Consider the following 17,552-nt stretch of genomic DNA (forward strand, 5'->3'; position numbering starts at 1 on the left):
CCTTTCAGATGAACTGCGCTGTCCTTCGCGCCCGCCGAAACTACGGCACGGCTAACGCGCTGTAACTTATTTGACCATACCCCGAGTACAGACGTGCATTCAAGGGTGCAGCCATGCGCTAGGGTTGATTCACAATGTCGTCACATCCCGATGTCGGATCCGGCCGGGCCGCGAGTCGCACTCGCCGCCCTGCCGACCGCAAACGCCAGTTGGTCGACCGCGCCGCCGAGCTGTTCCTCGCGCGCGGGTACGACCATGTCTCGGTGACCGACATCGCCAAGGCGGCCGGCGTGACCGGCCCGTCGATCTACCGGCATTTCTCGGACAAGCAGGCCATCCTCTTCGCAGCGGTGATGGCCGGGGTCGAAGAAATCGAGACCTGTACCGACACCGCCCTGTCCCCCGCCGCCGACGGCGAGGTCCCCATCGGCAAGGCCATCGAGAAGCTGTGCGCCCTCGGCGTCACCAACCCGAATGCGGCGGCGCTGTGGCGCTGGTCGTCGGCCCATCTGTCACCGGAGCAGAACGACGAGGTGGCCCGGCGAACCCAGAAGGTCCTGCACCGGTGGTCCGGTGCCGTGTTCTCGCATCGAATCGGCCTGTCATCCCGCGACATCGACCAGCTCGCGTGGACCATCCTCAGCGTGAACGGCAGCGTTTCGGTTCACCGGACACGCATCTCCACCTCCCGCGCGGTGGCGCGGCTGGTTGTTCTGGTCGACCGCGTTGTCGAACTGAGTCCCGGCCTGGCCGGGCCCATCGATCCCTTGCCGAGGGCGCTGGCCGAGCCCTCCGGACGACGCGACGAAATCCTGGATGCCGCGGCGGCACTGTTCGCCCAGCGCGGCTTCGCCACTGTCGGGGTCGACGAGATCGGTGAAGCGGTCGGGATCTCCGGACCCAGCGTGTACAACCACTTTCCGAGCAAACAGGCCATCCTCATCGGCATCAGCCAGCGCAGTGCAAACCGACTCGAGGCCAGCGCGATCGCCGCCTATTCGGTGGCCCATGACCCGACGGCACTACTCGGCCTCCTGATCGATTCCTACGTCCAGGTGCTCACCGCAACACCGGATCTCTCTGTTTCCTTCAACAGTCGCAGCGTGCTCGAGAGCTTCGATAATGGCGATCTCATCACTTATCAACGCCGGTACGTGGCACGCTGGGTCAACCTGGTCGAACAGATCGAGACCGACCTTCCCACCCCGGAGGCCGCAGTGACCGTGCACGCAGCACTGACAATCGCGAACGACGCCATGCGATTGCGGCGCAACTGGAATCGTCCCGAGGTGCCTGCTTTGCTGGCCTACCTGATGAAAGGCGTCCTCGGACTGCCTCAGGTCCCGGCGGTCGCGGTTCGATCCGCGTCATGACCAAACCGCCGGACGTCGCAGGCCGCGCCGGGATCACCGCCGAATCGATCGAAACAGAACTCCTCGGCGGTGAGCGACTCTTCACACTCGAGGACATGTCCGCGGCCCTGAACATCTCGGAAGAACACGCCCGCCGGGTGTGGACGGCGTTCGGGTTCACCATGGACAACAGCGACGACAAACTGTTCACCGCCGATGACGTGCAGGCCCTGCAACTGGTCCACGCCGTCGACGCGGATCGACCACTCGAGTTCGAGGTGGCGATGGCACGCACCCTCGGCCAGACGATTTCGCGCCTGACCGATTGGGAGGCACACAACATCGCCGACCGCATCCGGTCCGACGCCGAGGCCGGCAGGGAGAGCCTCGACCTGGCCACCATGGTCAAGGCCGTGCAGCGGGTGCAAACGCTCGTCTGGCGACGACATCTGGCTTCTGCGCTGCAGAATGCACTGGCCACCACCGACGGCGTGAACCGAACCCTCACAATCGGATTCGTCGACATCGTCGGATATACCAGCCTGTCGCGCCAGCTCGACATGAACGAACTCGACAATCTGCTCGACCGCTTCGAGACCAACGCCTACGAAACGATCACCCTGCGCGGTGGTCACGTGGTGAAGACCATCGGCGACGCGGTCATGTTCGAGGTCGAGGACCCGATCGCCGCCGCCGAGATCGCACTTGCGCTGCAACAGCTCTCCGCCACGCACGATCTGCCACCGCTTCGGGTCGGGATGGCGCTGGGCACCGTGCTGACCCGTCTCGGCGACATCTTCGGCGAACCCGTCAATATCGCCTCCCGGCTGGCCAGTTCAGCTCGTCCCGGCACCATCCTCGTCGACACCACCCTGGCATCCGCCGCCCAGCACGACCGCTACTACTTCAAATCAATCGGTCCACTCAATGTTCGTGGCTACAAACGACTTCGGGCCCGCACCCTGGAATTGAACAAGAAGGCTGCCTCGACCGACTGACTGCCGTCGAGGCACTTACCGGAGCAGACCTCGGTCGCCACGTCAGCCGTCACAATTCGGCGCCGGTCCGATAGCCCTCCGCGATGGCATGACTCAGGCGACGAGGGGTGACTGCGTCACCGATCACGCTCACCGTGGGACCTGGTGCCAGTCCCAGGGATGAGACCGGAACACGCGGCTGATGCCAGACCGTGAGCACGTCATCCAACACAACATCACCACCTCCGAAGACCGGCCGCAGGAACAACGGGGCCGAGGGTTCCTCGGAGACCACCAGCGAGCTACCCACCCTGAATTCAACACCTGCGGCACCGAGACGCCCGAGGAGCGGTGCCGCACTTTCAGCCGGGATCCTGGAGGCCAACGCGGTGAGCGGGGTGGCGAACGTGACCTGCCAGCCACGCTGGGTCAGTGCCTCGGCCGCACTGTAAGCGGGCCAGAAGCCGTCACCTTCGTCGAAGACCACGGCCCGACGACTCTCGACCTCGGGCACCCGACCCAACAGCACATCATCCACAGTCGCCGCGGGCCACCCGTCCAGACCTGCCGGTAGGTCCGCGGACCGCGAGCCGGTGGCCACGATCACGTGATCGGCTGCATCGAGAATGGCGGCAACATCGTCGACATCGATTCCGGCAGAGAGGTTCACGTCGACCTTGAGACGCCTGAGTTCGCGCTGCAGGTAGTCGATGACGTCGATCAAGGTAGCTCGGTGGGGTGCCGCCGCAGCCACTCCGAGCGCGCCTCCGAGCAACGTGTCCCTCTCGAACAGGGTCACCCGATGCCCGCGGCCTGCGGCGACGCGTGCGGCTTCGAGGCCACCGGGACCTCCTCCGATGACATAAATCTCTTTGGTTCTCGGCGCCGTTGCGCCCACCCCGGGATGCCTGCCACGACCGACTTCGGCGTTGACCGCACAGTGCAGGTGCGGATCAAATGCCCGGCAGTCTTGATTGATACCCAGGCAGCCGCGGATCTCGTCCAGCCGGCCTGTTTGGGACTTGATGGGCAGATCGGGATCGGCAATGAGCGCCCGCGCCATTCCCACCATATCGACGTGACCGGATTTGATCGCATGGTCGGCGGTGGCCGCATCGCGGATCCGTTGGCCGACAAGGGTGGGAACGCCCGTTGCAGCGCGCACCCGCGATGCCGACGGTATCGCCACGGCATCCGGATTGGTCGAATCCTTCACATACTTGCCACGGGTTCCGTGGGTGATGCTGAAGTAGTCGATGCCCAGCTCGGTCAGATTCTCGGCAACCCGCACACAGTCCTCGATGTTCATCCCACCAGCGATCTCTTCTTCGCCACTGAGCCGCACGCCAAGAAGGAAGCCGGGCGGAATCACGGATTGCATCGCCTCGATCACCAAGCGCGAGAATCGCATTCGGTTTGCAAAGGAACCGCCGAAATCATCTGTTCGCTGATTCGACAGAGGCGACATGAACTGCGCCGGTAGATAACCATGTGCCGCATGGAGTTCGACTCCGTCGACGCCGGCCTTGACCAGATTCTCCGTCGAGATCCGCCAGCCCTCCACGATGTCGTCGATCTCGGCCACGGACAACTCGTGCGGTGGATACGCATCTCGCACGGTCTTGATCGCAGATGGAGCCGAGGGCGGGGCATCCGATTCTCCGCCGATGAACTCTCGGCCGAGGTGACACAGCTGAACCACGAATCGTGCTCCATGCCGATGAATGACCTTCACCTTTTCGGCTGTGGCGGGCACGAATTCGTCGATATAGGCCTCGATGAGCTTTCGTGAGCGAAGCGTTGTCGTCGGGTGGACCACCGTGGCACCACCGATCACCAGGCCGACGCCCCCAGCCGCGATTCGCTCGAAGTGTTCCGTATCCCCATGTGTCGGAACACCTTGCAATGCCATACTCGTCCCGGCCGGCAACGCCACCAATCGATTTTTGAGCGTGATTCCGCCAAGGTCATACGCCGAAAACAGATGGGGAAATTGAGTTCCCACGCGTCGCCCTCTTCTATTGGTCACCGTGACTTGTCATCACGGACGTCGATGGGTGAACTCAGGAAAATGCGATTTCAGGTGTCCGCGCGATGAGTAGTCGCCGAACCTTGCCTGCGCCGTTCACCTGGGCCGTGGCGTTGAACGACGCCTCGAAGGATCCGTGACGGGTCGTGCGCCCCAAGACCAGTTCCACTTGGCCCACAAGGGATCCGGCATCGATGTGATGGACCAGGACACTCTTCTCCCGTTGCGCCAGGTAGGCGATGAGACCGGCGTGGTCGCCCACGAATTCCGCGGCCTGTCCGCCACCCTTGGAGAACTGCACCGACATCTCGAAGTCGTCGGTGACCATGGTCAAAACCCGGTCTGGATCATCGGAATCCATGTATTCGAACCACTGCGCGAGAACCGGTGTCGAGATGGCGGTATCGGTCATGGGTCAGACTCCTTCAGGGGCCAGGGCTGCGGTGGGCAGCAATGAGAACTCGGCGTCGAACGACACCTGGTAGCGGTCGACGAGTCCGTCGGCGCCGACATGCATCACGCCGACGAAGTATCCGGTGGTGACGCCGTCGTCGGTCACCGCGCCGTGGGCGAACTGCAGATCGTCGGTGACGGCAACCCGCTGGACCACGTGTCTGCGGTCCACGGGCGGACGCCCCTGCAGGTAGCCGAGCATGACCTCGCGGCCCCGGTCGTGCTTGATGCCGGTGGGCAGCACCATGGCGAACTCGACATCGGCGGTCAGCATCGCAACCGCGTCCTCGAGGCGACCACTGTCGACGGTGGCGTAATACTTCTCGATCTCGGAACTCATGAAATGAACTTAGTTCGGGAAACCCTTTCTTGTCGAGAGCGTACCGGGTTACTGTGGAAATAAATCGAACTGAACTCACGTCAATTGGAGCGATATGTCCTCATCCACGGCCGTCGAGGCGCCTTGGCCCCGATCCGAGCCCTCCACACTGACCCCAGGGACCGAACAGGCAGAACTGCGGAGTGCGGTCCGCGGCCTGTTCGGCAAACACAGCAGCATCGAACAGGTTCGCGCCGCGGCCGACTCCCCGACCGGCTATTCACCCGAGCTCTGGCGACATCTGGTCGACGACATGTCGGTGACCGCGCTCGCGGTCCCCGAGGAGCGCGACGGACTGGGCTACGGCATGGTCGAACTCGGGATCATCCTCGAAGAATGCGGCCGTAGCCTGGTCTGCGAGCCGGTCTACACGTCGGCGGCCGTGGGGGTTTCGGCTCTTTTGTCGGCCACCACCGACGACGATCTCGCCGAGCTGCTCGGCAACGTCCTCGCCGGCACCTCGATCGCCACCGTTTCATCACTGACACCCGAGACCGACGACGTCCGGGCGCACGAGAACCGCGGCACCTGGACACTGTCCGGCACGGCCACGCACGTACTCGGCGGCGCAGGCGCCGACGTGATCATCCTGTCCGCCGAGACCGCCGCCGGACGCCGCCTGTTCGCCACCACGGCGGGCGAGCACCTGTCCGCATCCGACCGCGAGGTCATCGACCCGACACGGCGGCAAGCAAACCTCACGCTGCGCGAGTCCCCGGCGACCCCGCTGACCAACAGCGCCGACCACGACCGGGTCTGCACCCAACTGCAGGACCTCGCGACGCTCGCGCTGGCCTGCGAGAACACCGGCATCGTCGACGCGCTGCTGGAGATGACCGTGCAATACGTACAGACCCGGCACCAGTTCGGACGCCCCATCGGGTCGTTCCAGGCGGTCAAACACAGATTGGCCGATGTCTTGCGCGAACTCGAACGCGCCCGTTCGGCCTGCCGCTATGCCGCCGCGGTCTACGACGAAGATCCCGCCACCGCCCGACTGGCCATCGCCGTGGCCGGGTCGGTCTGCACCGATGCCGCCATCGGCGCGGCCGCCGAAGCCGTCCAACTTCACGGAGGCGTCGGATTCACGTGGGAACACCCCGCCCACTCCTATTTCCGGCGCGCCATGGGAAATGAAGCACTACAGGGAGATTCGCGTGCCCATCGCGCCCGAATCGCCACTCTCATCGGAATCTGAACCTAGTTCAGGTTGGGTATTGACGCATGCCTCCCGGTGGTCAATACTGAAGTGAATCCAGTTCAATTTTGAAGGTCGACAGAAAGGCTCAATCATGATCGAGACTGATCACATCCTGTTGGAGAAGGACGGCGAAGTCGCCCGCGTGTGGCTGAACCGCCCGCACAAGAAGAACGCGGTCACCGTAGAGCTGCTACACCGTCTCGACGAGATCATCGTCGAGGTCGACAACGATCCGAACCTCAAGGTCCTGGTTCTGCGCGGCGTCAACAACACCTTCTGCTCGGGTTTCGACCTCGATGATCTGCTGTCCGACTTCATCGGCAGCACGACCGCGATGGACGTCGCCGTGCTCTCGGCCAAGGTCTGTGACCGCCTCTACTCGATGAACACCCCTTCGGTCGCAGTCCTCGAGGGCTACGTCACCGCCGGCGGCTTCGAGCTGATGATCTCGTGTGACTTCGCGATCGCATCTGACGACGCCAAGATCGGCGACTTCCACATCCGTCGCGCACTGTTCGGTGGCGCCGGCCCGATCTACCGCCTGCCCCGCATGATCGGCATCCGCAAGACCAAGGAGCTCATGCTCACCGGAAAGCTGCTGTCGGGTCAGGAAGCCTCCGCTTTCGACCTGATCAACGATTCGGCACCGGCAGATCAGCTCGACCAGCGCGTCGATGACTTCATCGCGACTCTGACCGACAAGAGCCCGTTCATGATGAAGCTCACCAAGATGTGCATCGACCGCGGCCTCGACGCCGACATCCAGTCACTGATGGTCATGGAACACCTCGCCGTGGGCAACGCCCTGCAGTCCGAAGACGGCAAGGAAGGCGTCACCGCATTCCTCGAGAAGCGTGAGCCGAAGTGGGTCGGTCGCTGATCTCCCGTTAGATCTTCAACCTGAAGGGATGGACATGGAAGAGGCGTTGGCATTGTCGCAGAGCTCCCAGGCCGCGGTACTCCGCGGCAGTAAATGCTCCACATGTGGCACCGTTGGATTCCCGGCGAGCACGATGTGCAGTAAATGCGTCACCCCGACCGCAGATCCACTGGATCTGAGCACCGAGGGTGTGGTGTGGGCGTACACGATCCAGCGCTTTCCTCCGAAATCGCCGCCGTATGTTCCACCTGCAGAGGGTTTCTCGCCCTATGCGGTGGGCTACGTCGAACTCCCCGAAGGCATCAAGGTCGAGGCAATCCTCGACTGCGATGATTTCACCGAACTGGACCGGGCCCCGGTGAGCTTGATCTCAAGCTCACCGGTGCCTCGGTTCGCGGTCGGACGCTTCACCACGCAAGGAGCCTCCAAGTGACACAGCCTGTTTCGATCGTCGGAGCCGGACTCTCCAAGTTCGGACGGCAGCCCGGTATCTCCGGACGCGACATGGCCGTCACCGCGATCAACCGCGCGCTCGCCGACGCCGGCCTGACCTGGCCCGATGTGCAGGTCGCGTTCGGCGGCAGCGACGGGTCCGGCCTCGCCGACACCCTCGTCGCCGAATTGGGCTTCACCGGAATCCCTTTCACCAACGTCAAGAACGGCTGCGCCACCGGCGGTAGCGCGCTGTTCTCCGCGGTCAACGCCGTCCGGGCCGGTGCCGCCGACATCGCACTCGCGGTCGGCTTCGACAAGCATCCCCGTGGCGCATTCGACCCGCGCCCCGCAGAGTGGGGTCTACCAGAGAGTTACGGCGATGCCGGCCTCATGGTCACCACACAGTTCTTCGGCGCCAAGATCTCGCGTTACATGCGCCAGTACGACATTTCCGCCGACACGCTCGCCCGGGTGGCCGAAAAGGCCTATCGCAACGGCACTCTCAATCCCAATGCCTGGCGGCAGGAAGCGATGTCCGCAGAGACCATCGCCAATGCCGACATGGTGAACGATCCGTTGACGCGCTACATGTTCTGCTCTCCCGGTGAAGGTGCCGCCGCCATCGTGGTCGCCAGCGCCGAAGCCCTCGAGCGGATCGATCGCACACCGGTCCACCTTCGGGCGATCACGCACCGCACCAGGCGATTCGGCTCCTTCGAGGTCTTCAGTCCTGCCGTGCAGGGCAGCGGAGAACCGACCAGCGTCAGTGCCGATGCCGCCAAGGCCGCATTCGAACAGGCAGGTCTGACCCCGTCGGACGTCGACGTCGCACAGCTGCAAGACACCGAAAGCGGCGCCGAGATCATGCACATGGCCGAATGTGGCTTCTGCGAACCCGGTGAGCAGGAAGAGATGATCGCCAGTGGCGCAACCGAGATCGGTGGACGAATTCCGATCAACACCGACGGCGGGTGCATCGCCAACGGTGAGCCGATCGGCGCATCGGGCCTGCGACAGGTCCATGAGATCGTCACCCAACTCCGCGGCGAGGCCGGCGCCCGCCAGGTCCAGGGCACTCCCCGAGTCGGATTCACGCACGTATACGGCGCACCGGGCATCAGTGCCTGCACCGTTCTGACCGTTTGATGAGACACAGGCGCAGAAGGTAAATTCAGTGACAGCACACACCCTCCCCGATCTCGCCACCTTCACCGAAGAAGCAGTCTCGTGGCTGCAGAGCGTGGCATCGACCCGCACCGAATCGGTCTGGGGCACCGGCTCCGACTCCGTGGCCGTCTTCGAGAACTGGACGGCCGCGCAGGAGCGCGAGCACACCGACGAGATCTCGCGTTACGAGAAGCTCAAGTACGACGCCGGGTGGGGTGCCTTGAACTGGCCTGCCGAATACGGTGGCCGCGACCTCCCGCTGTCGTACGTGCTCGCCTTCCGTCGCGCCGAAGAGGCTTTCGACATTCCTCGCCGTACCGAGATGTTCTCCGTGACTCAGCAATTGGTGGCACCGACCATCGCGCAATGGGGTACCGAGGAGCAGAAGGAACGCTATGTCCGGGCGATGCTGCGCACCGATCTCATCGCGTGTCAGCTGTTCTCCGAGACCGAGGCCGGTTCCGATCTCGCTGCCGTCCGGACCAAAGCCGTTCAGAGCGAGAACGGTTCGTGGCAGATCGACGGCCACAAGGTCTGGACCTCCGGCGCTCCGGTGTCCGACTTCGGTGTTGCGGTCTGCCGCACCGATCCGACCGTCGCCAAACATGCCGGCCTCACCGTCTTCCTGATCCCGATGGACGCCGAGGGCGTCACCATTCGCCCCATCCAGCAGATGACCGGCGGCAGCTCATTCAACGAGGTCTACCTCGAGGGCGTTGTTCTCGATGACACCTACCGGCTCGGCCCGGTCGGAAAGGGCTGGCAGGTCGCCCTGACCGTCCTGGCTGCCGAGCGTCTCGACGGCGGCAATCTCGGTCTGGCGAACGCCGATCAGGCTGTGGCACTTGCCCAGAACCTCGGACGCGAACTGACCGAGATCGAGCGCGACAAGGTCGCCGATCTGGTGACGCGGAGCTACCTGCAGCGCGTCAGCAACATGCGCGTTGCCGGCGCCGTGGTCGCAGGCAACGACCCGGGCCCCGAGGCCTCGCTCGGCAAGCTACTGGCCACCGACACGATGGCTCGAACCTCCGAAGTCGCCCGCATGCTGCTCGGCCGCGACCTCGCCTCCAACTCCGGTCAGTGGGGAACATTCGCCTGGAGTGAACATGTTCTCGGCGCCCCCGGCTACAAGATCGCCGGCGGAACCGATGAGATCCAGCACAACATCATCGCCGAGCGGGTGCTCGGTCTACCGAGGGAGCCGCGACCATGACCGGGCAGGATCTGAAAACCAGAGTCGCACAGCGGTTACAGTCCGAATGCGGACTCACCATGACCGATTTCCAGGTGCTGCCCGGAGGACACTCCGGGCTGACCTATCGCGTCAGCACCTCTGGCTCAGACGTCGTGATCAAGGCGGTTCCCGAAGGTCAGCGCTCGATCGGCCGACATGACATGTTGCGCCAGGCCACAATCCTGAAGGCACTCGAGGACACCGACGTACCCGTTCCCCGCATCGTCACCGTCGACGAGACCGAACCCGCCTGGTTCGCGATGGAGTTCGTTGCAGGCGAATCACTCGAACCGGTGCTCGACGATCCAGCGGTGGAGCCCGAACTCGCCGCCGCGCGCATGCGTCGCGCTGCCGAGGTACTCCCTCTCCTGCACGCGGTCGATCTCGCGACGATCCCCGGACTGGCCGAACCACTCACCCCCGCAGATGAATTGGCTCGCTGGGCACGGACATTGGGCGCGGTCCCACCGGAACTCGTGGTCGGCGGCGCCGAGCTGCTCGCGCTACTCGAGGCTGATATCCCCGAACCCATCACGCCCACCCTGGTACACGGCGACTACCGCCTCGGCAACATCATGTCCCAGGGTCTCGAACCGGTCGCCCTGATCGATTGGGAGATCTGGAGTGCAGGCGATCCGCGTGTCGAACTCGGCTGGTTCCTGGTCTTCGCCGACGGCAGCAACTTCCCCGATGTGGGACGCGAGGTCCCCGGCCTGCCCACCGAAGACGAACTCATGGCGCTCTACACCGGCGGAACCTCGGACCTGCCCGACCAGAACTGGTTCAACGCTCTGGGCCGCCTGAAGATGGCCGCGATCATGGGCCACAACCTGCGCCGCCATCGCGAGGGACGCCACCACGATCCCGATCAAGAAAAGCTTCCGGCCACGATCAACAGACTGATCGAGACCGGCACCGCCCTGCTGCGCCGGTAGGCGCACACCTTCAAACCACAGGAGTCATCGTGGATTTCGCCTATTCCGCCCGCACCGAGGAACTGCTCGGCAAGCTCGAAACCTTCATGTCAGAGCACGTCTACCCCGCCGAGAAGGTGTACGACGAGCAGATCGCGGCCAACGAGAACCCGCACGAGCAGCCGCAGATCATGCGCGACCTGCAGGCCATCGCCCGCGAACAGGGACTGTGGAACCTGTTCATGTGTCACGACAATCTGGGCGCCGGACTCACCAACCTCGAATACGCACCCCTGGCCGAGATCGTCGGCCGATCGATCATCGGCAACGAGACCATCAACTGCTCGGCTCCCGACACCGGCAACATGGAGATCCTCGCCATGTTCGGCACCGAAGAGCAGAAAGAGCAGTGGCTGAAGCCGTTGCTGGACTGCAGCATCCGTTCCGCATTCGCGATGACCGAGCCGTTTGTCGCGAGCTCGGATGCCACCAACATCACCTCGACCATCACCCGTGAAGGCGACGAGTACGTCCTGAACGGCCGCAAGTGGTACACCTCGGGCGTCATGGACCCGGACTGCAAGCTCATCATCTTCATGGGCAAGTCCGATCCCGACGGCCCCACCTATCGCCAGCAGAGCATGATCCTGGTGCCCGCCGACGCACCCGGCATCGAGGTCCTGCGCGATCTACCGATGTTCGGATTCAAAGACCGACTCGGCCACGGCGAGGTCCAGTTCACCGACGTACGGGTACCGGCGAGCAACATGCTCGGTGCCGAAGGTGACGGATTCGCCATCGCCCAGGGACGACTCGGACCCGGCCGCATGCATTACGCCATGCGCGCAATCGGTATGGCCGAACGCGCACTGGACATGATGTGCAAACGGTCGTTGGAGCGCATCGCTTTTGGCGGACCACTGTCCGATCAAGGTGTCGTCCGCGAGTGGATTGCCCGCAGCCGCATCGAGATCGACCAGATCAGGTTATTGGTCCTGAAATCGGCATGGCTGATGGACACCAAGGGCAATGCGTCGGCACGGTCGGAGGTCGCCGCGATCAAGGTGTCCGCCATGGAGGTCGCGCACAACGTGGTGAACCGCGCCGTGCAGACCTACGGTGCGGCCGGGGTCAGCGATGACACCATCCTCGCCCGCCTACACGCCATCACCCGTGCACTGCAGATTGCGGACGGCCCCAACGAAGTTCACCTGCGGACCATCGCACGCCTGGAAGTGAAGAAGCACAAATGAGCACATCGGACCTGACCGGCAAGGTCGCCCTGGTCACCGGCGCGAGCCGCGGTCTGGGACTGGCCATCGCCAAGGGCCTCCTCGAGGCGGGCGCGACCGTGATCGTGTCCAGCCGCAAGATCGAGGCCTGCGAAGCAGCGGTTGCCACACTCAGCGACAGCGGACCGGGCACCGCACACCCCTTTGCCCTGCATGTGGGCAAATGGGAGAGCATCGAGCCTGCGGTCGATCAGATCATCGAGCAGTTCGGAAGCCTGGACATCGTCGTCAACAACGCCGGCATCGCGCCGCTCGCCGAGAACCTCGTCTCGGTGACGGAAGGTCTGTGGGACAAAACGATCGAGGTCAACCTCAAAGGGCCGTTCCGCCTGATGGCCGTTGCCGGTGAGCGCATGGTCTCCGCAGGCGGTGGTTCGATCATCAACATCTCGAGCATCGGTGCCGAACGACCCAGCCCGCCCGAGGCCATGTACGCCGCCGCCAAGAACGGACTCAACGCCCTCACCCGCGCCTTCGCGCAGGAATACGGGCCGACCGTCCGGGTGAACTGTGTGATGCCCGGTGGTTTCGCCACCGACATGGCCGAGAACTGGGATGACGAGTTCATCGGCAAGATCGTCGATCGGCTGCCCGCAGGCCGGCTGGGATTGCCGGTGGAGATCGCCGGCATGGTGACCCATCTGGCCTCTGACGCAGCTGGTTACACCACCGGAGCCATCATCCCCGTTGATGGTGGCCGAACCGCGGTCTACTGATGACCAGTCCGAACTGTGATGCACGGGAGAAGTGATGACTGACAACACACCTGGATCGGGATCGATGCTGACCTCGATGTTCGGTCTGTCCGACCGCGCGGCGATCGTCACCGGCGCCTCGTCCGGCCTCGGGCTCGGGTTTGCCCGCACGCTGGCAGCTGCCGGTGCAACGGTCTATGCCGCCGCCCGCCGACTCGATCGGCTCAATGCACTGGCCGACGAGGTACCCGGCATCGTCCCGGTTCGTTGCGACATCACCGACGACGGCGACCGCAAGGCCCTGGTCGACGAGGTCTACAACACCTCCGGTCGCCTCGACATCCTGGTGAACAATGCAGGCATGCCCGGCCCACCGAATGCCGAAGACGAAACGGTCGACGGGTTCAACTCGATCCTCGAGGTCAACCTCGTCGCAGGGTTTCATCTGGCGACGTACGCGTCCACCCGCCTTTCCGAGGGCGAAACGGCCTCGTACATCAACATCTCGTCGGTGATCGGGCTGGTGTCCACCGCCCCGATCGGCGGAGCCAGCTACGCCGCGTCCAAGGCCGGCACCCTTGGACTCACCCGCGAACTCGCCGGTCAATGGGGCCGACGGGGCATCCGCGTCAACGCGGTTGTCCCCGGCTGGTTTGATACCGAGATGACCGATGGCCTGTTCAGCAACGACAAGTCCGCCGGCTGGGTCCGCCGCAACACCATGCTCGGCCGCGGTGGCACCGAAGGCGAGATCAACGGCGCCGTGCTCTTCCTGGCCTCGGATGCCTCGTCGTACATGACCGGGCAGACCCTGATCGTCGACGGCGGCTGGACCGCACGCTGATGTTGGCCGTTCAGCTCACCGCCTGGCGCCATTCACCTGTGGTCCGGGAGATCCCCGACCCCGTGCCCGGCGGCGAACAGCTCCTGATCAAGGTCGGGGCGGCCGGATTGTGCCGCTCCGACCTCAGCGTCATGGACTCCCCGACCGACCGGTTCGACTATCCGCTGCCGCTGACACTCGGACACGAGGTCGCCGGAACAGTTGTCGACGCCGGACCGGCAGGCGACCGCAGTCTGATCGGCAAATCGGTGGTGGTGCACGGTATCTGGTCCTGCCGCAACTGCCGCAACTGCCGTCGTGGACGGCAGAACTACTGTCTCGAACTCGTGCCCCGACCCGACGGGCGGCTTTCGCCGATCGGCAACGGACTCGGCCATCACGGTGGGCTCGCCGAGCTGATGTTGGTCCCGTCCGCCGAAGTACTCGTCCCCACCGGATCCCTGCCCGCCGAACAGGCCGCGCCCCTGGCCGACGCCGGGTTGACCGCCTACCACGCGATTGCAACCCACAAAGACCTGATCGACAGCGACACTGTTGCTGTAGTTGTCGGAATCGGTGGACTCGGCCATCTGGCAGTACAGATCCTGCGGGCGTTCGGTGTGCGGCACATCATCGCCGTCGACAACCGCGCGCAGGGCCACGACCTGGCGCTCGAGTTGGGCGCGCAGACAAGCCATCTGAGCCTGGAAGCTGCCGCCCCCGACATCGCCGCACTCGGCGGCGCCGATGTGGTCTTCGACTTCGTCGGCGCACCTGCCACCGTCGAACCGGCACCGGCGCTACTTGCCCCCGGCGGACGAATTGTCGTTGTCGGTACCGCAGGTGGGCGCCTCACCGTCGGCAAAGACCTTGGTATGCCGAATGGTTGGCAGGTCAATGCCCCGTTCTGGGGAACCACCACAGATCTGCGCGACGTGGTCGCGTTGGCACAGGCGGGCACCCTGCACTCAGAGGTCACGAGATTCGGTTTCGCAGACATCCCCACGGCATACCGACAATTACGTTCCGGCGCTTTCGCCGGCCGTGGGGTTCTGGTCCCCGGGGTCTGAGCTCCCATCTGAACGCGACATCGACAGCAACCGAAAGAGACAGCGCAGTGAAAAAACTTGCACAGGAAATGGTCGCCAGGGCCCAGACTGATCCGGATTCCATCGCCGTCATCGACGAACTGGGCAACCACAGTCTCAAAACCGTGGTCGACGCTGCTCGCGAACTCGCCGACCGCATCGCCGCCATCGACGAAGCACCGCCGACCGCACTCATCCAGGCCGACAACACCTGGCAGACCCTGGCCACCGCGGTGGCCGTCGGGATGCGGGGCGGTCTGGTCGCCGTCTTCAGCCCGCACGCAACCGAATCCGAGTTCGACCTGGCCCTGGAAGACATCGCACCCGACATCATTGTCGGCGACCCGGCATCGCTGGCTCATTGGGGCGTGGACACCGAGCGGTTCGGCAACTCGGTACAGGCCTTCGACACCCGCCTGCTGCGTTCGGGCACAGCAGAATTCGGGGACATCGACCGTTGGCAGGGAGGCACCGCAATCGCGATGACCTCTGGTTCGACCGGGCGACCCAAATGTGTTGTGCAGTCAGAAGATGCCATCCGCTACGCCTGTCAGAGCACGATCGACACCGTCGGACTGCGGTCAGGCGAGGCCATCGGCGCGTTTGTCCCACTGTCATCGGTTGCGGCCTTCTGCTTCGGCATGTATCTCCCCGCCTACCTCGGCGGACCTCTCGTCGCCATCGGGAAGTGGTCGCCCGCAGCAGCCGTGGACGCGATGGCTGAACACGCTGTCGCCTGGACGATGCTGGTACCGACCATGGCACTGCAGCTGTCGGTGACCGATGGTTCGCAGGGCCGGCTCTCGAACGTACGGGCACTGACCGTCGGCGGCGGGCCGATGAACGAGCGCGCACTCGAAAACGCCGAGACGACATTGGGAACCACATTCCTGCGCGTCTTCGGAATGTCGGAGTGCCTCGGCCACACCACACCTGCGCTCGACGATCCCCCCGCGATCCGGCTCGGCCGAGACGGTCGTCCGTTTCCGGGCACCACTGTGCGGGCCGTCGACACCAGCGGTGTCCCGGTACCCACCGGCGAGATCGGTGATGCTCAGGTCAAAGGCCCGTCTATGTTCATCGGTTACGCCCGCGGTGGCAGCCCGGTTGCGCCCGCGCTGTCTCCCGACGGATTCCTGCCCACCGGCGACCTCGTCGAGGTCGGCGACGACGGCACCATCGCGGTGATGGGTCGCCAGAAGCAGATCATCATCCGCGGTGGCCGCAACATCGACATCAACGAGATGGAGTCGGCCATCGCCGGACTACCCGAGGTTGTCCAGGTATGTGTGGTCCCGGTCCCCGATGACATGCTCGGCGAACGCGCTGCGGCACTGGTGGTCACCCGCGGCGAGCAGCTCACCCTGGAAAGCGTGACGCACCAGCTCGCCGCAACCGACTTCCCCAAGTTCAAGTGGCCCGAGTACGTCTTCACGGTCGACGATCTGCCACAGAATCGCGTGGGCAAGCTGTCGCGACCGGACGCGGTGAGCCTGGCCACCGGCCTCGCATCCAAAACTGACCCTAATTCACCTCAGTGAGAGGTAGAGTCGGAACAGCCGTGTACATGCCAGACCCCAGGGGGCCCAATGACCACTGATACCGAGGTTCGTCGCGAGAGCCCGCGATCCAAACGAACCCTCATCCTATCGGTGGCGATCGACCAGTTCGGCAAAGTTGGCTACGAACACACCAAATGGGCGTCGATCGCCGACGAAGTAGGTATTGGCCAAACCGCGCTCTACCACTACTTCGAGTCCAAAGCGCATTGCCTTTTGACGATCATGCGCCTCGAATTGGCCGAATCCGCCGAACGGTTCACCGCTGCCACGGCCGGTATCACCGATCCCAAGGACGCCCTGCGTGCCGCGGTCGCCGCGGCACTCGAAGCAACTCCCACCGAGGCATCGCAGCGGCGAATCCTGCAGAACCACATGGATCTGCTGGCCACCGAGCGCCAGTCCGTCAAAGAGGAAGCCGAACGTCTCCGGTCGCGCGACCTGGTCGGCGAGATCGAGCAGAACTGGACCGACCTGATCGCCCGCGGCATCAAATCCGGCGACTTCGTCGATTCCGATCCACATCTGCTGGGCCGACTCGTGCTCGCCCTGGTCATCAGCATCTGGCGCTGGTACCGGCCCGGCGGCAAGATCACGCTCGACGAGATCACCACGCTGGTCACCGACGCCGCCATCCGGGTCGTCAGCAAATAGATCGCCGCCTTCGATCGACGTTGCCCTTTTCGTCGGCCGAGCGTAATGAACTGAATTCACTTAGGAGTTTTGATGTACAACCTCATCCTCATCGCAGCGCGTCCGACCGACTGGACCCATGATCAGTTCATGACGTGGTGGCGGGGAGAACATGCCGACGTGACCTACCCACTACCCGGACTACTGCGCTGGCAGCACACCGAACTGCTCGAATCGTTCGGCAGTCGGTCAGAAGGATGGGATGGACTGTCGGTCTTGAGCTTTGAGTCACGAGAAGCTCTTGAAACTGCGCTGGCGAGCCCACAGTGGCAGGCCGCCGTCGACCATGTCGGCACCATGGGTGGTCGTCGGATGATGTGGTACGGCGACGAAACGACGATGGTTCCACTCGGCACCAGCGAAGAATGACCACCTCAG

Annotated in this window: 18 protein-coding genes; 15 read left to right on the forward strand and 3 right to left on the reverse strand. The window is 64.1% G+C overall.

From position 1 onward, the window contains the following. Window positions 1-134: 134 nt before the first annotated feature. Both AC1TQG_RS06905 and AC1TQG_RS06910 read left to right on the forward strand, forming a co-directional pair. Window positions 135-1,373, forward strand: a complete 1,239-nt coding sequence (locus AC1TQG_RS06905; protein WP_482136189.1) for a TetR/AcrR family transcriptional regulator — start codon at window positions 135-137, stop codon at window positions 1,371-1,373. Continuing rightward, window positions 1,370-2,350 carry an adenylate/guanylate cyclase domain-containing protein gene (locus AC1TQG_RS06910; RefSeq protein ID WP_482136190.1) on the forward strand — a complete coding sequence of 327 codons (981 nt, stop codon included), beginning with the start codon at window positions 1,370-1,372 and terminating at the stop codon, window positions 2,348-2,350. The genes AC1TQG_RS06905 and AC1TQG_RS06910 overlap by 4 nt, the downstream gene beginning before the upstream one ends. Window positions 2,351-2,399: 49 nt before the next feature. On the opposite strand, the gene AC1TQG_RS06915 is transcribed toward AC1TQG_RS06910, so the two are convergent. Genes AC1TQG_RS06915 through AC1TQG_RS06925 form a run of 3 tightly spaced genes read right to left on the reverse strand, consistent with a single transcriptional unit; the run spans window position 2,400 to window position 5,151 of the window. Further along, a complete protein-coding gene (locus AC1TQG_RS06915) occupies window positions 2,400-4,334 on the reverse strand; it encodes an oxidoreductase (RefSeq protein WP_482136191.1) in 1,935 nt (644 codons plus the stop codon). Between the two features lie 58 nt (window positions 4,335-4,392). Then, complete coding sequence (locus tag AC1TQG_RS06920; RefSeq protein WP_482136192.1) at window positions 4,393-4,770, reverse strand: hypothetical protein; 378 nt, start codon at window positions 4,768-4,770, stop codon at window positions 4,393-4,395. A 3-nt stretch (window positions 4,771-4,773) separates the two neighbouring features. Further along, the gene (locus AC1TQG_RS06925; RefSeq protein ID WP_482136193.1) at window positions 4,774-5,151 is read right to left on the reverse strand and encodes a nuclear transport factor 2 family protein; all 378 of its coding nucleotides are present in this window, start codon (window positions 5,149-5,151) and stop codon (window positions 4,774-4,776) included. Between the two features lie 94 nt (window positions 5,152-5,245). On the opposite strand from AC1TQG_RS06925, the gene AC1TQG_RS06930 reads away from it, so the two are divergent. The 13 genes from AC1TQG_RS06930 to AC1TQG_RS06990 all read left to right on the forward strand — a co-directional run bounded on the left by AC1TQG_RS06930 (window position 5,246) and on the right by AC1TQG_RS06990 (window position 17,543). Continuing rightward, window positions 5,246-6,388 carry an acyl-CoA dehydrogenase family protein gene (locus AC1TQG_RS06930; RefSeq protein WP_482136194.1) on the forward strand — a complete coding sequence of 381 codons (1,143 nt, stop codon included), beginning with the start codon at window positions 5,246-5,248 and terminating at the stop codon, window positions 6,386-6,388. Window positions 6,389-6,482: 94 nt separating this feature from the next. After that, window positions 6,483-7,271 (forward strand): enoyl-CoA hydratase/isomerase family protein, encoded by a 789-nt coding sequence (locus AC1TQG_RS06935; protein WP_482136195.1) that lies wholly within the window; start codon window positions 6,483-6,485, stop codon window positions 7,269-7,271. Window positions 7,272-7,299: 28 nt separating this feature from the next. Then, window positions 7,300-7,704, forward strand: a complete 405-nt coding sequence (locus AC1TQG_RS06940) for a Zn-ribbon domain-containing OB-fold protein (protein WP_482136196.1) — start codon at window positions 7,300-7,302, stop codon at window positions 7,702-7,704. After that, window positions 7,701-8,852: a thiolase family protein gene (locus tag AC1TQG_RS06945; RefSeq protein ID WP_482136197.1), complete on the forward strand. Its 1,152-nt coding sequence runs from the start codon at window positions 7,701-7,703 to the stop codon at window positions 8,850-8,852. The genes AC1TQG_RS06940 and AC1TQG_RS06945 overlap by 4 nt, the downstream gene beginning before the upstream one ends. Before the next feature lie 28 nt (window positions 8,853-8,880). Next, window positions 8,881-10,089, forward strand: a complete 1,209-nt coding sequence (locus AC1TQG_RS06950) for an acyl-CoA dehydrogenase family protein (protein WP_482136198.1) — start codon at window positions 8,881-8,883, stop codon at window positions 10,087-10,089. Next, window positions 10,086-11,045 (forward strand): phosphotransferase family protein, encoded by a 960-nt coding sequence (locus tag AC1TQG_RS06955; protein ID WP_482136199.1) that lies wholly within the window; start codon window positions 10,086-10,088, stop codon window positions 11,043-11,045. Before AC1TQG_RS06950 ends, AC1TQG_RS06955 begins: the two co-directional genes overlap by 4 nt. A 29-nt stretch (window positions 11,046-11,074) precedes the next feature. After that, window positions 11,075-12,277 carry an acyl-CoA dehydrogenase family protein gene (locus tag AC1TQG_RS06960; RefSeq protein WP_482136200.1) on the forward strand — a complete coding sequence of 401 codons (1,203 nt, stop codon included), beginning with the start codon at window positions 11,075-11,077 and terminating at the stop codon, window positions 12,275-12,277. Further along, complete coding sequence (locus tag AC1TQG_RS06965) at window positions 12,274-13,032, forward strand: SDR family NAD(P)-dependent oxidoreductase (protein WP_482136201.1); 759 nt, start codon at window positions 12,274-12,276, stop codon at window positions 13,030-13,032. Before AC1TQG_RS06960 ends, AC1TQG_RS06965 begins: the two co-directional genes overlap by 4 nt. Window positions 13,033-13,066: 34 nt before the next feature. After that, window positions 13,067-13,855 carry an SDR family NAD(P)-dependent oxidoreductase gene (locus tag AC1TQG_RS06970; protein WP_482136202.1) on the forward strand — a complete coding sequence of 263 codons (789 nt, stop codon included), beginning with the start codon at window positions 13,067-13,069 and terminating at the stop codon, window positions 13,853-13,855. Next, the gene (locus AC1TQG_RS06975; RefSeq protein WP_482136203.1) at window positions 13,855-14,904 is read left to right on the forward strand and encodes an alcohol dehydrogenase catalytic domain-containing protein; all 1,050 of its coding nucleotides are present in this window, start codon (window positions 13,855-13,857) and stop codon (window positions 14,902-14,904) included. Before AC1TQG_RS06970 ends, AC1TQG_RS06975 begins: the two co-directional genes overlap by 1 nt. A gap of 47 nt (window positions 14,905-14,951) precedes the next feature. Then, the gene (locus AC1TQG_RS06980; RefSeq protein ID WP_482136204.1) at window positions 14,952-16,463 is read left to right on the forward strand and encodes a class I adenylate-forming enzyme family protein; all 1,512 of its coding nucleotides are present in this window, start codon (window positions 14,952-14,954) and stop codon (window positions 16,461-16,463) included. A 48-nt stretch (window positions 16,464-16,511) separates the two neighbouring features. Beyond that, entirely contained in the window at window positions 16,512-17,135 is a 624-nt protein-coding gene (locus AC1TQG_RS06985) for a TetR/AcrR family transcriptional regulator (protein ID WP_482136205.1), read from the forward strand. Between the two features lie 72 nt (window positions 17,136-17,207). Beyond that, entirely contained in the window at window positions 17,208-17,543 is a 336-nt protein-coding gene (locus AC1TQG_RS06990) for an EthD family reductase (RefSeq protein ID WP_482136206.1), read from the forward strand. Window positions 17,544-17,552: the final 9 nt, after the last annotated feature.

It is taken from the genome of Williamsia sp. Y844 (assembly GCF_056786475.1).

What these genes read in the sequence shown, in the direction of transcription:
- AC1TQG_RS06975 (WP_482136203.1), top strand. Translation starts at nt 13,855, where the DNA reads ATGTTGGCCGTTCAGCTCACCGCCTGGCGCCATTCACCTGTGGTCCGG.
- AC1TQG_RS06910 (WP_482136190.1), top strand. Translation starts at nt 1,370, where the DNA reads ATGACCAAACCGCCGGACGTCGCAGGCCGCGCCGGGATCACCGCCGAA.
- AC1TQG_RS06940 (WP_482136196.1), top strand. Translation starts at nt 7,300, where the DNA reads ATGGACATGGAAGAGGCGTTGGCATTGTCGCAGAGCTCCCAGGCCGCG.
- AC1TQG_RS06905 (WP_482136189.1), top strand. Translation starts at nt 135, where the DNA reads ATGTCGTCACATCCCGATGTCGGATCCGGCCGGGCCGCGAGTCGCACT.
- AC1TQG_RS06925 (WP_482136193.1), bottom strand. Translation starts at nt 5,151, where the DNA reads ATGAGTTCCGAGATCGAGAAGTATTACGCCACCGTCGACAGTGGTCGC.
- AC1TQG_RS06985 (WP_482136205.1), top strand. Translation starts at nt 16,512, where the DNA reads ATGACCACTGATACCGAGGTTCGTCGCGAGAGCCCGCGATCCAAACGA.
- AC1TQG_RS06920 (WP_482136192.1), bottom strand. Translation starts at nt 4,770, where the DNA reads ATGACCGATACCGCCATCTCGACACCGGTTCTCGCGCAGTGGTTCGAA.
- AC1TQG_RS06955 (WP_482136199.1), top strand. Translation starts at nt 10,086, where the DNA reads ATGACCGGGCAGGATCTGAAAACCAGAGTCGCACAGCGGTTACAGTCC.
- AC1TQG_RS06965 (WP_482136201.1), top strand. Translation starts at nt 12,274, where the DNA reads ATGAGCACATCGGACCTGACCGGCAAGGTCGCCCTGGTCACCGGCGCG.
- AC1TQG_RS06990 (WP_482136206.1), top strand. Translation starts at nt 17,208, where the DNA reads ATGTACAACCTCATCCTCATCGCAGCGCGTCCGACCGACTGGACCCAT.
- AC1TQG_RS06935 (WP_482136195.1), top strand. Translation starts at nt 6,483, where the DNA reads ATGATCGAGACTGATCACATCCTGTTGGAGAAGGACGGCGAAGTCGCC.
- AC1TQG_RS06930 (WP_482136194.1), top strand. Translation starts at nt 5,246, where the DNA reads ATGTCCTCATCCACGGCCGTCGAGGCGCCTTGGCCCCGATCCGAGCCC.
- AC1TQG_RS06970 (WP_482136202.1), top strand. Translation starts at nt 13,067, where the DNA reads ATGACTGACAACACACCTGGATCGGGATCGATGCTGACCTCGATGTTC.